This is a genomic window from Flexivirga sp. YIM B11880, from assembly GCF_058148645.1.
The window spans coordinates 417,614-430,395 of record NZ_JBMAMH010000001.1; the positions used below are offsets into that span (position 1 = coordinate 417,614).

A 12,782-nucleotide genomic window follows, 5' to 3' on the forward strand; every position below is an offset into this window, starting at 1 on the left:
GACTGGGCTGCTCGGTGGCGCTCACCGTCGACCCGAACACCTCAGACGCCGAGAGACGACGCACGCAGATGACTGAGCACGAGCACGAGGTCCCGGCGCGTCCGGCATTCGTGCTGCGGGTCCAGCCGGACGCATCCGGTGCGGAACGCGGCTGGGTCGACGACGAGCCGATCGCCGCGCCCGCCGGTGTCGGCATACACCGGGCACTGATCCGGGAAGCGCGCAGACGCGCCGATCGCACGGTGCCGGGCCAGACCATCCGGGTCATGGGCGTGACGGCCGACGGTGCCGTCTTCCACCTCGCCATCGACCCGGACGGGGTCCCCCGCGAAGTGCCGCCGCCCGCGGCGCAACCGGCGAGCGCACCGACTGCTCCGGTCAACGCGTTCCGTCCGGTGGAGCAGCCGGTGGAGCCGGCGCCGGCATACGCGCCGGTCGAGTCGGCGGACGTCGCGGGCGGCGGCAACGGCCGGTTGACCGACGATCTCGGGCGCCCCATCCCGACCAGCACCACGACCCAGACCAGCGCGGAGCCACACTTTCCACCGGCCACGGCACCGGAGCCCGACGAACCTCGGCCGGCCGAGGCGGCGGAGGTGAGCGACGAGCCGCGCGACAACCGCGGTCCGTCGCGGCGAACCCTGCTGCTCGGCGGCGCCGGCGCGGTCGTGCTCGCCGGCGCGGCGACGGCCGGTTTCTTCGCCTTCCGCGGCAGCAACAGCAGCCCCAGCGCCACGCCCTCGATGACCGGCACGCCACTGCCGGATGGCCTGCGGCCGCCCGGGGGGCTACCCGCGAGCTATCTCTGGTCCGTGGTGAACCTGTCCGACGTCGCGCCGCGGCTGGCCGTCACCACCGGCCAACTGATCTGCACCGTCGACAACGACACGACCGGTGGCACCCAGCTGATCTCGCTCGACGCGGCCACCGGCAAGTCGCAGTGGAAGGCCGATCTGCCCATCGACGCGATCATCGCGAACGGTCCGACGCTGGCCCCGGTCGACGGCACCACCTCGATCGTGCTGGTCAGCCAGAGTCAGCTCATCGCCTATCCGCTGACCGGCGGGGAAGCGAAAACCTGGCCGTTGCAAAGCGATTGGTCCACCGCGATCACGGTGAGCGGTGTCATCGTGACGAAGCCGGACGAGGAGACCAGCGCCTATGTGCTGCACGGCGACAAGCTGACCCGACGCGCGATCGACAAGGGCAGCAACCCGGTCGCGGTCCTGCGGGACGGCACCGTGGTCGCGACCGACACGCACGGCAGGGTCTGGCTGAGCACCCACGAGACACAGGTGCCGAAACCGAAGAAGCTGACCGCACCGGCCGGCACCGTGCCGGGCACCTTCGTCGGGGCCACCGCGACGCAGCTGATCACCGCCTTCGTGCCGAAGGCCGAGACGACCACCTCCCGGCTACGCTCCTTCGCCCTGCCCAGCCTCGAGCCACGTATGACGACCACACGGATCGACCCGGCCGTCTTCCCCAGCTCGTTCATGCTGGCCCCCGACGAGAGCTGGGCCGTGGGCGGAAACTCCTGGATCGACATGCGCACCGGCGCGACCCGCGTCATCACCGCGCGCTGGTCACCGATCGCGATCTCGCAGTACGACAGCTGGAGCAAATCGGGCGACAACATCCTCACCGCGGACAGCAAGGGCAAGCCGCTCGGCCCCGCCAAGGGCTCCGGGGGGCAGGTGCTGGTGCCGCGCGGCGGCACCGCGAAGGTCGCCTATTGCGTCGGCTCGGTGGGCAGCGACACCACGCTGTATGCCGTGCCGCTCACCGCGGACTGACGCGACGGCAACCGCATCGCGGCGCTCGGCGACAATGGCCGGGTGCTGACCGCCGGATTGCTCGTGGTCGCGGTCCTGCTCACCTGGCCGGTCCCGCGACTGCTTCCGCGGCTGACGGCGCTGGAGCGCGTGCCGGGCCCCGCTCTGTTGCTGTGGCAGGCGGTTTCGCTGTCCGCGATCTTCGCGGCGGTGTGTCTCGCTCCGCTGGCGATCCTGCAGGTCGTGCGTGACCGCCGGCAGATCCCGGCACCGGCGGCCAACATCCCGCTGCTCGTCGTCGGGCTGCTGATCTCCGGCCTCATCGTCGCGCGGTTGCTGCTCCAAGGACACCGGATCGGACGCAATCTGCGGACCGCGCGACGCGAGCACGCCGAGCTGATCGACCTGCTCGGCGATCCGGCGGCCGGTCACCGTGTGCCGGGCGGGACGGTGACGGTGCTGGCCCACCCGACGCCGACGGCATACTGCATCCCCGGCCGGCGGCGCCGCGTTGTCCTGACCGACAGCACGATTCGTGCCCTGCCGGCCGAGGAACTGGCCGGCGTGCTCGCGCACGAACGGGCTCATCTGCGACTGCGGCACGACCTGGTGCTCGAATTCTTCACCGTGTTGCACACCGCGGTGCCCCGGGCAATTCGCAGTGACCGCGGGATGTTCGAGGTGCGACTGCTCATCGAGCTGCTCGCCGACCGCGCGGCCTGCCGCACGGTGGGTCCGCTGCCGGTTGCGCGAGCACTGGTGCAGCTGGCAGGGGGCAGCCACCCGGACGCGATGCTGGGGGCGGGTGGACCGGCACAGCGCCGGATGGAGTTGCTCGCCGACGCAGGACCGCACCGCGTGCTCGCGACGGTGGTGGTGCTGGCCGCGGTCGTCGTCGTTGCGGTGACCGGCGTCATCGCGTGGGGCGCTCTGTTGGGGATTGGCTGACGGTTCGCGCAGGTGCCGTCAGTCGGACGCGGCGCGGCGCTCGACCGCGGCGAGACCGGCGCGCAGCACGTCCAGGTCCTCGGCCGTCGCGTTGTCGAGGAAGTGCAGCAGAGCCGCCTTGCGGTCGTCGGCGGCGAGTGGCGCCAGGCTGGACTGCAGCACCTCGGCGGTCAGCTGGTCGCGACTGGAGGCCGGGCGGTAGCGCCAGGCACGACCGACGCGCTCGCGGCTCACCAGCTCCTTCTTGGCGAGGCGATCGAGCACGGTCATCACCGTCGTATAGGCGAGGTCCCGGTCGACCAGCCGCTCCAGCACTTCGCGCACCGACAGCCAGCCGTCCGGCGGGAGCGCCCACAGCTGCTCCATCACCGCGCTCTCCAGGTCACCTAGCCCGGATTGTGCTTGCCGCCGCCTCACCACGACGACACCGTAGTCCGCTCGGCTGGAACGCTCGGCAGCTGGATGGCGACGGTCCGGTCCGGTGCCAGCTCGTCGACCGCCTGGTGCGACACGGCCACCACGGTCGCGCCGGCGGTCGCGCTGCGCACGTCGGCCATCACCGCTCGAGCAGTCGCCGAGTCCAGGTGCGCGACGGGCTCGTCCATGAGCAGCACCGGACGGCCGGACAGCACAGCTCGCGCGATCGCCAGGCGGGCGCGTTCGCCGCCGCTGATGCTGCGCCCGTCGCCGAGCTCCGTGTCAAGGCCGTGCGGCAGAGTCGCCAGCCATCGGCCGAGTCCGGCATCCACCAGCGCTCTCGCGACGGCGCCGTCGTCGGCGTCCGGCCGGGCGAGCAGCAGATTCGCCCGGACGGATCCGGCGAAGACGTGCGGCTCGTCGTCCACCACGGCGAGCTGCGATCGCACGGCTCGGAGGGACTGCGCGCGCACGGTTCGTCCGGCGAAGTCATAGCTGCCACTCGTCGGATCGAGGTGGCGCGCCAGAACCGCCAGCAGGGTCGACTTGCCGCAACCGTTCGGTCCGACGACGCTGACCCGCTCCCCCGGCGCGAAGCGCACGCGGTCCACCGCGAGGTCGGTGTGGGTGCCCGTCCAGGAGGCCCGGAGCTCGCGCAGCCGGATCCCCGAGCCGGCCGCGGGAGACGAGGCGTGCGGGCTCGCGTCATACACCGCGGGTGGCTGGGTGGTCAGCCGGTCCAGGCGGCCGCGCGCCGCGAGGCCGCGCGCCCCGGAGCCGACGGCGTCGGGCAGCTCACCGAGCACGTCCATCAGCGCGAGAGGGCCCAGCACCAAGAGTGCGGCGATCGGTGCCGCGACGGCTCCCTGCTGCAGGGCGGCCTGCGCGACGAACCCGGTGCCGACGACACCGAGTCCGGCGATCACGGTGTTCAGCGCTGTGCCGATGGCGCGTCCACGTGCCTGACGGCCCGCGGCGTGCAGCGCTGCCGTGGTCGCCGTGTCCAGCCGGTCCAGCAAGCGGTTGCTCGCCGAAATCGCTTGAACACCAGGGAGGTTCGTGGTGATCAGCTGAGTCTCCTCGTTGACGGCCGCCCGGGCCCGAAGGGTATGGCGCTGTGCCGCCGCTTCCAGCCGGAAGTCGCACCAGGCCGCGCCGGTGGCCGCGAGCAAGACACAACCCAGCACCAGACCGCTCAGCGGATGCAACGCGGTGACCACGGCCAGTGCGATGCCGCTGGTCACCGCTGCGCCGGCGACCGGGACCAGCGTGCGGACCTGCACGTCGACCTCGTCGTCGAGATCCGCCACCGCAGCCGTGAGCACATCCGCGCGGCGCCGCTGGCCGAGTCGCGCCGGCGTGAGCGGGATCAGCCGCTGGTAGAGCGACGTTCGACGGTCGACGAGGTCCGACAGTGCCGCGTCGTGCGAGCGGACCCGCTCGACGTAACGCAGCACCGGCCGGCCGATGCCGAAGGCACGCACGCAGACGATCGCGACCAGCAGCGTCAGCACCGGCGGCCGGGTCGACGCCTGCACGATCAGCCAGCCCGAGGTGGCGGTCAGTGCCACGCCACAGGTGGAGGCGAGTGCGCCCACGCCGGCGGCGCGCAGCACGCCGCGGGCGGGCCGCCAGACCGAGGCGGGATGACCCACGGGTGTCGGTGTGCCGACCTCGGAGGGCAGCTGGGTCGCGGCCGGCGACGCCGGTGCGGACACCCGGGCATGCACATTGGCGCCCGCGGCCGGCTCGGTCGGCCGGAGGCGAACGACCTTGTCCGCCACCGCCATCAGCGACTCGCTGTGCGTCGCGGCGATGACCACTCGATCGGTCGCCAGGTCGCGGATCAGCGCTTCGGTGGCCCGGCGCATGTCCGGGTCGAGGTGCGCGGTCGGCTCGTCGAGCAGCACGACCGGCGCGTCGGAGAGCCGGGCACGGGTCAGCGCGAGGAGGGCGCGCTGACCGGCCGACAGGCCGAATCCGTCGTCGCTCACCGGCGTTTGCAGTCCGTGCGGCAGGCGACGCAACGGCTCCGGCAGCCAGTCGGTGCCCCCGGGCAGTGGGCCGCCGAGCGCGAGATTGTCGGCCAGCGTCCCGGGGATCAGGAACGGGCGCTGGGTCGCGTAGTGCACGGCATCCGGCTGTTGCACGGTGCCCGCAACAGGCGTGCGCACCCCCGCCAGCAGGTCCAGCACGGTCGTCTTCCCCGCACCCGACTCACCCACGAGCGCGGTGAGCCCGACACGCACATCCAGCCGAAAGTCGTGCAGCACGAGGCGGTCCGTGCCCGGGTAGCGGTAGTCCAGGCCTACGGCCGCCAGAGTGACACCGGGCGCTCGCTGCGTCGCCGGACCGGCCGACGCATCCTCGAGCAGGTCGGCGATCGCCTGCGCGCCGTCGGCTGCTGCGTGGAACTCCTGGCCGATCCGCCGGATCGGCCAATACGCCTCCGGCGCCAGGAGTATGGCGATGAGGCCGACCTGTAGCCCCATCTCTCCGTGCACCAGCCGCAGACCGACCGCCACGGCCACGATCGCCACCGAGATGGTCGCGAGCAGCTCCAGCGCGACCGAGCTGAGGAAGGCCGTGCGCAGGGTTCGCACCGTCGCCCGGCGCAGCCGGTCCCCCACGGCCCGCACCACGCCGACCTGGTGCTCCGCTCGCTGGTAGTTCACCAGTGTGGGCAGTCCGCGCATCACATCGAGGAAATGACCTGTCAGCCGGTCCGTTTCGCGCCAGCGTGCGGCGGTCTCGTCGCGCGTGTGCATGCCGATGAGTGCCGCGAAGAGCGGCAGCAACGGCACCGTGAGCACGACGATGAGTGCGCTGATCCAGTCGGTGCACACGAGCGCGAGCAACGCCAACGTGGGCACCACCGCAGCGCTGATCAGCGCCGGGAGGTAGCGGGCGACATACGGCTCGATCGCCTCGGCACCGTGGGTCGCCCGGCTCAGCATCACCGTCTCGCTCGGCCGGGTGTCGATGGACCGCGTCAGCCAGCCCCGCACGGCCCGCCGGCGGAGAACGCCTGCGACATACGAACCGGCCCATGCCGCAACGCGTTCGGCGGCGCTCGCGCCGAGGGCCCGCAGTGCGAAGACCACCAGGACCTCCGCAGACGGGCCGAGCAACCGGCTTCCGCCGACGACCGCGACGACCAGCCGCGCCACGGCGATCGCCTGCGCGATCGCGAGCACGCCCTGCAGCACTCCGAGGCCACCGAGGGCGGCGAGCGGGCGCCGCACGGCGGGTTCCGAGCGGAGCAGGTCGGGATCGAACGGCCGCATCAGTGCAGAGCCACCTTGGCGAGCGGATCTGTCTGCGGGGCAATGTGATCGGCGCTGACCCGCTTGCGGAAGACCCAGTAGTTCCAGGCGGTGTAGAGCAGCATGATCGGGGTGAAGATCACCGCGGCACCGGTCATGATCTGCAGGGTCAGATGCGAGCTGGATGCGTTGTGCACGGTGAGACTGAACGCCGGGTCGGTCGTGCTCGGCATGACGTCGGGGTATGCCGCGAGGAAGTAGCACGCGACGGTCGCGCCGATGGTCACGAAGGTGCCGGTGAAGGCCCACCCGTCCCTGTCCGCCCGGTCGGCGCCGACTGCGCCCACGAACGCCGCCACGCCGAGCACCGCGACGGCCCACGACCAGCTGGTCCCCGTGTGCACGTTGACCCAGACGAGCAGCGCGATCGCGAGCAGCGCTGCCACCGGGGCGCATCGGCGGGCGACACGGCGCGCGTCCTCCCGGACGGCGCCCGTGGTTTTCAGCGCGAGGAAGAAGGCGCCGTGCACCAGGGACACCGCGACCAGCGTGATGCCGCCGAGCAGACTCATCGGATTGAGCAGGGTGAAGAAGCTGCCGGCGAAGTTGCCGCTGCGGTCGACCGGCACGCCGTGGATCAGGTTGGTCAGCGCGATGCCGACCAGCAGCGGTGGCAGCACCGATCCGCCGATGATCGCCGCGTCCCAGCCGGCCCGCCACCGATCGCTGTCCCGCTTGTAGCGGTAGTCCAGACCCATGTTGCGCAGGATGAGTGCGACCAGGAGCAGCAGCATCGCGAGGTAGAAGCCGCTGAACATCGTGCTGTACCAGGCGGGGAAGGCGGCGAACATCGCGCCGCCCGCGGTGATGAGCCACACCTCGTTGCCGTCCCAGAACGGCCCGATGGTGGTGAGCATCAGCCGCCGCCGGGTGTTCGTCTCGGCCGTGTCGCGGCCGCGGCCGATGATCGCCAGCAGCATGCCGACGCCGAAGTCGAAGCCTTCGAGGATGAGGTAGCCGGCCCAGAGCAGGCCGATGAGGATGAACCAGAACGTTTCCAGGGACATCGTGAATCTCCTTCAGCCTCAGTAGGAGAAGGCCAGCGGTTTGTCTTCCGCCGTCTGCTCGGTCGGTGTGTACGGTTCGGCGCCGTGCCGCGTGTAGTCGAGCATCAGCTTGATCTCGACGACCGCGAGCGCGGCATACAAGATGGTGAAGACGACCATCGAGGTGATGACCGTGCCGGCGGTGACGGTCGGGGACACCCCGGAGGAGGTCGTCATCACGCCATACACCAGCCAGGGCTGCCGGCCGGTCTCGGTGAAGATCCAGCCGAAACTGTTGCCCAGCACCGGAAGCAGCGGCGCGGCGATGCCGGCAAGGACCAGCCAGCGCGGGATCCGCGCACGGCCTTTCCGGGTCAGCCAGAGCACGGCGACCGCGATCGCGGCGGCGAGCATCCCGATGCCGATCATCAGCCGGAAGGACCAGTAGGCGAGCGGGATGTTCGGCGTGAAGACGGCGTCGGCCGGCTGTACGTAGCGTGCTGGTTCACCGCGTGCCGCTGCCGCCTTCGAGATCTGGCCCGGCAGTTCACGTTTCAGGTCGTTGACGCCCTGGACTTTGCCGCTGAACGACCCGGTCGCCAGGAAGCTGAGCACACACGGGACGGTGATCGCGTACTTCTCGTGCTCGCCGTTCAGCGAGCCAATGGTGAAGATCGAGAACTCGGCGCAACTGTCCCGAGTCGTGTAAAGCGCTTCTGCCGCAGCCATTTTCATCGGCTGCACCTCGGTCATCACCTTGCCCTGGGTGTCGCCGGTGATCGAGACCGCAAGTCCCGCGATGAGGGTGACGACGGCACCCACACGCGCCGCCTTGCGATACATCATCCGCTCGTGCTCGTGCTTGCGCATCGACCACAGCCCGACGCCCATCACCATCGCACCGCCGCAGAGGTATGCCGCGGCGAGCACGTGCGGGAAGGTCACCAGTTGCACCTTGTTGGTGAGCACCGCGAGAAAGTCGGTCAGCTCGGCGCGTCCGGTCCGCGCGTTGTACTTGTAGCCGACCGGATGCTGCATGAACGAGTTCGCGGCGAGGATGAAGTATGCCGACAGGACAGTTCCGATGTGGACGACCCAGATGCACGCGGCGTGGATCTTCTCCGGGATGCGGCCCCAGCCGAAGATCCACAGGCCGAGGAAGGTCGATTCGAGGAAGAAGGCGAGCAGCGCCTCGAACGCCAGCGGGGCGCCGAAGATGTCACCGACGAACTTGCTGTAGTCCGACCAGTTCATCCCGAACTGGAACTCCTGCACGATGCCGGTGACCAGGCCGAGCGCGAAGTTGATGGTGAAGAGCTTGCCGAAGAACTTTGCCAGCCGGAGCAGTTCGGGGCTGCGGCGGCGCAGGTACCACGTATGGAAACCGGCCACGATCGCCGAGAGGCCGATCGTGATCGGCACGAACAGGAAGTGGTAGACCGTCGTGATGGCGAACTGCCACCGCGCCAGATCGAGGGCGTCCACGGGCTCTCCTCCGTTGCCTACTACGTTTTGTCGTAGCCAACGTTACTACTACTTCGGGTAGTACTGCACCCGCCCTCCTCGCCGAGAGGCTCAGAAACATCTCGAGAGGCCCAGAAAATCACGCCGTACGACGCGATCGTTCCGAGCCTGTGGGCATTTGGTGAGCCTCTCGGCGAAGTGGGTGCGGTTGGTGTCCGCGTCAGAGAACGTCGTGGCCGGGGTGTGGTTCCGCGGGGACGGTGCCGAGCCGGCCGGCCTGGAAGTCCTCGAACGCCTCGATCAGCTGCTCGCGCGTGTTCATCACGAACGGACCGTATGCCGCGACCGGCTCGCGGATCGGCCGGCCGCCCATGATGTAGAGCTCCAGACTGGGGTTGCGCGACTCCTGGTTGTCGTCCGCGGCGACTTCGATGACTTCGCCGGGGCCGAACACCGCGAGCTGACCGGTTTCGATCGGACGGCGTTCCGCTCCCACCGATCCCCGGCCGGCAAGCACGTAGACCAGCGCGTTGAAGTCCTTGCGCCAGGGCAGTTGCACCCGAGCACCGGGCGCGACCGTCGCGTGCACCACGGAGATGGGCGTGTGGGTGATGCCGGGACCCTCATGGCCGTCGACCTCGCCCGCGATGACGCGCAGCAGTGCGCCGCCGTCCGGGCTGGAGAGGAGTGCCACCTCCTTGCCTCGGATGTCCTGGTAGCGCGGGTCGGTCATCTTCATCGTGCTCGGCAGGTTGACCCACAGCTGCAGGCCGTGGAAGAGCCCGCCGGACATGACCAGCGACTCCGGCGGCTTCTCGATGTGCAGCAGGCCGGAGCCAGCGGTCATCCATTGGGTGTCACCGTCGGTGATGCGCCCACCGCCGCCGGTGCTGTCCTGGTGCTCGAAGATGCCGTCGATCATGTAGGTGACGGTCTCGAACCCACGGTGCGGGTGCCAGGGTGTGCCCTTCGGCTCGCCCGGCGCGTATTCCACCTCACCCATCTGATCCATGTGGATGAACGGATCGAGATCCGCCATCGAGACTCCGGCGAACGCGCGGCGCACCGGAAAACCTTCACCTTCAAAGCCCTTCGGGGCCGTGGTGACCGACTTGACCGTCCGCGACTGCGCGCTCGGCTCGGGAGTCGAGACGCGCGGGAGGGCCAGGATGTTCGACACTGTGACAGCAGGCATGCCGATTCCAACTTACTTCAGATTTGAATTATTCCGTGGGTTGCGCAGCTCGGCGCGCAGCCGGGTGAACACCCTGTCGAGGGTGGCCGCCTCCTCCGCGCTGAGGTCGTCGAGGAAGAGCTCGCGCACGGCCATCAGGTGGGTGCGCCCCGACTCGTCGAACTTCTTCTTCCCGGCGGCGGTCAGGCAGGCATGTATGACGCGCGCGTCGCCCGCGTCGCGCTCCCGGCATACCAGCCCACGACGCTCGAGCACGCCGATCTGGTAGCTCAGCCGGCTGCTGGAGAACACCATCGCCCGGGCCAGATCGCCCATCCGCAACCGGTGGCCGGGAGCCTCGTCGAGCAGGAGCAGGAGGTGATATTCGAAGAGCGACAGGTCGGACGCCGCCCGGAAGCGCTCATCGAGCGCGGTCTGCAACAACACGCTCGACTCGAGATAGGAGCGCCACATGTGCACGCGAGACGTCGCCACCGAACCAGCCTAACTTCAAATTTGAGAGTTATGGTGTCCCACGTGACGACTCTCGAGCTCCTCGAGCCGCGCGACGTGCCGCTCGGCGGGCTGCGCGCCCTCCAGGTGCGCCGCACCCTGCCGCACCGCGAGCGCACCATGGTCGGCGCGTGGTGCTTCGTCGATCATTTCGGCCCGTCGACGACACCGATGGACGTCCCGCCCCATCCGCACTGCGGCCTGCAGACCGTCACCTGGATCTTCGACGGGGAGATCGAGCACCGGGACAGTGCAGGCAACGTCCAGCTGATCCACCCCGGCGAGGTCAATCTGATGACCGCCGGGGACGGCATCAGCCACTCCGAGGTCTCCCGCTCTGAACGGCTGCGGGGTGTCCAGTTGTGGGTTGCCCAGCCGGACGCCGATCGCAATGGCGGCAACGGATTCGACCATTTCGTGACGCCGGTGACGCACCTGCCGGTCATGTCCGGCGAGGCGACGGCGCGGGTCTTCGTCGGTGAGCTGGACGGTGCGTCCTCGCCGGTGCGGACCTTCAGCGCACTCGTTGCGGCCGAGCTGCAGCTGGCGCCCGGCACAGCGGTCGACGTTCCGGTCGACCCGTCCTTCGAGCACGCCGTGCTGCTCGACGACGGGGCCCTCACCATCGCGCCCGGCGACGCGACCGAGGAGGAGGCGCTGGCGCTGCAGCGGTCCCAACTCGGGATCGTCGACACCGGCCGTGAGCACATTCGCTTCATGAGCGGCGACGAGCCGGTCCGCGCGATCCTCATCGGCGGGACGCCGCTCGACGAGGACCTGATCATGTGGTGGAACTTCGTCGCGCGCACCCACGAGGAGATCGTGGCCGCGCGCGAGGAATGGGAAGCGCGGTCAGGCAGATTCGGCAAGGTCGAGGGGTATGACGGCCCGGTCGACCGCATCCCCGCACCGCCGTTGCCGCCGGTGCGACTCAAACCACGTAAACCGCGCCCGACGCCGGCCGAGAAGCCGGCAGCGTCGGTCGAGCGTCGTCCCACGTCGGTCGAGTAGGGCGAGCCGCTAGGCGAGCCCGTATCGAAACCACCTGAATGCACTTGATCTCGATACGCTCCTTCGTCGCTACTCGATCAGCGTGCGGATGTCGCTACTCGATCAGCGTGGTGGTCAGCCGATGCGCGTCTCCGGCGACTTGGTCAGTGACGGGTCGCGCTGAGCCAGCCCGCCGATCGCATCGTCGATCCGAGCGAGCACGTCCTTGTCCAGCTGCACGCCGGACGCCTTGACGTTCTCGGTCACCTGCTCGGGACGCGACGCGCCGATGATCGCGCTCGCGACGCTGTGGTTCTGCAGCACCCACGCGACCGCAAGTTGCGCCATGGTGAGACCGAGGTCGGCCGCGATCGGTGCGAGTTGCTGCACGCCGGTGAGGGTTTCGTCGTTCAGGAAGCGCGCGATCATGTCGGCGCCCCCCTTCTCGTCGGTCGCGCGGCTGCCGGCCGGCGGCTGCTGGCCCGGCTTGTACTTCCCGGTCAGGATGCCCTGCGCCACCGGCGACCAGACGATCTGCGAGATGCCGAGCTCCTGCGACGCGGGCACGACCTGCTCCTCGATCACCCGCCACAGCATCGAGTACTGCGGCTGGTTCGAAATCAGCTGGAAGCCGAGCTCTTTCGCGAGTGCATGGCCGGCACGCAGCTGGTCGGCGGTCCACTCACTGACGCCGACATACAGCACCTTGCCCTGGCGGACCAGGTCCGCAAACGCCTGCATGGTCTCCTCCAGCGGCGTTTCGTAGTCGTAGCGGTGCGCCTGGTAGAGGTCGACGTGGTCGGTGCCGAGCCGACGCAGGGAACCGTCGATGGACTCGAGGATGTGCTTGCGCGACAGCCCCGTGTCGTTGTGGCCCTTCGGACCGGTCGGGAAGTAGACCTTGGTGAAGATCTCCAGGCTCTCGCGACGCTGACCCTTGAGCGCCTCACCGAGGACGCTCTCAGCGGCGGTGTTGGCATAGACGTCCGCGGTGTCGAAAGTGGTGATCCCCGCGTCGAGCGCGGCATGCACGCAGGCGATCGCCGCCTCGTTCTCGACCTGCGACCCGTGGGTCAGCCAGTTGCCGTAGGTGATCTCCGAGATCTTCAGGCCGGAACGGCCGAGGTAGCGAAACTCCATGGTTGACACCGTACGACGGCGATCGATCACGGCCGTACCGTGGTCTGAT

At 69.5% G+C, this 12,782-nt stretch carries 10 protein-coding genes; 3 read left to right on the forward strand and 7 right to left on the reverse strand.

Going from position 1 to position 12,782, the window contains the following annotated elements:
- Positions 1–68 precede the first annotated feature (68 nt).
- Positions 69–1,796, forward strand: coding sequence for a hypothetical protein (locus tag ACN8HC_RS02005; protein ID WP_490073194.1), 1,728 nt, complete (start codon positions 69–71; stop codon positions 1,794–1,796).
- Between the two features lie 42 nt (positions 1,797–1,838).
- Complete coding sequence (locus ACN8HC_RS02010) at positions 1,839–2,723, forward strand: M56 family metallopeptidase (RefSeq protein ID WP_490073195.1); 885 nt, start codon at positions 1,839–1,841, stop codon at positions 2,721–2,723.
- An 18-nt stretch (positions 2,724–2,741) separates the two neighbouring features.
- On the opposite strand, the gene ACN8HC_RS02015 is transcribed toward ACN8HC_RS02010, so the two are convergent.
- The 6 genes from ACN8HC_RS02015 to ACN8HC_RS02040 form a co-directional block, all read right to left on the reverse strand.
- Positions 2,742–3,143 (reverse strand): BlaI/MecI/CopY family transcriptional regulator, encoded by a 402-nt coding sequence (locus ACN8HC_RS02015; RefSeq protein ID WP_490073196.1) that lies wholly within the window; start codon positions 3,141–3,143, stop codon positions 2,742–2,744.
- Positions 3,137–6,427, reverse strand: coding sequence for a thiol reductant ABC exporter subunit CydC (gene cydC / locus ACN8HC_RS02020; protein ID WP_490073197.1), 3,291 nt, complete (start codon positions 6,425–6,427; stop codon positions 3,137–3,139). The genes ACN8HC_RS02015 and cydC overlap by 7 nt, the downstream gene beginning before the upstream one ends.
- Positions 6,427–7,473, reverse strand: coding sequence for a cytochrome d ubiquinol oxidase subunit II (gene cydB, locus ACN8HC_RS02025; protein WP_490073198.1), 1,047 nt, complete (start codon positions 7,471–7,473; stop codon positions 6,427–6,429). The genes cydC and cydB overlap by 1 nt, the downstream gene beginning before the upstream one ends.
- A gap of 18 nt (positions 7,474–7,491) precedes the next feature.
- Entirely contained in the window at positions 7,492–8,937 is a 1,446-nt protein-coding gene (locus ACN8HC_RS02030; protein WP_490073199.1) for a cytochrome ubiquinol oxidase subunit I, read from the reverse strand.
- A gap of 199 nt (positions 8,938–9,136) precedes the next feature.
- Positions 9,137–10,111 (reverse strand): pirin family protein, encoded by a 975-nt coding sequence (locus ACN8HC_RS02035; protein WP_490073200.1) that lies wholly within the window; start codon positions 10,109–10,111, stop codon positions 9,137–9,139.
- 12 nt (positions 10,112–10,123) lie between these two features.
- On the reverse strand, positions 10,124–10,585 hold the full coding sequence (locus ACN8HC_RS02040; protein WP_490073201.1) for a MarR family winged helix-turn-helix transcriptional regulator: 462 nt from the start codon (positions 10,583–10,585) through the stop codon (positions 10,124–10,126).
- A gap of 42 nt (positions 10,586–10,627) precedes the next feature.
- Here ACN8HC_RS02040 and ACN8HC_RS02045 point away from each other — a divergent pair, with 42 nt between their 5' ends.
- On the forward strand, positions 10,628–11,614 hold the full coding sequence (locus ACN8HC_RS02045; protein WP_490073202.1) for a pirin family protein: 987 nt from the start codon (positions 10,628–10,630) through the stop codon (positions 11,612–11,614).
- A gap of 114 nt (positions 11,615–11,728) precedes the next feature.
- Here the strand turns inward: ACN8HC_RS02045 and ACN8HC_RS02050 are convergent, their stop codons facing one another.
- Positions 11,729–12,733, reverse strand: a complete 1,005-nt coding sequence (locus ACN8HC_RS02050) for an aldo/keto reductase family protein (RefSeq protein ID WP_490073203.1) — start codon at positions 12,731–12,733, stop codon at positions 11,729–11,731.
- Positions 12,734–12,782 lie beyond the last annotated feature (49 nt).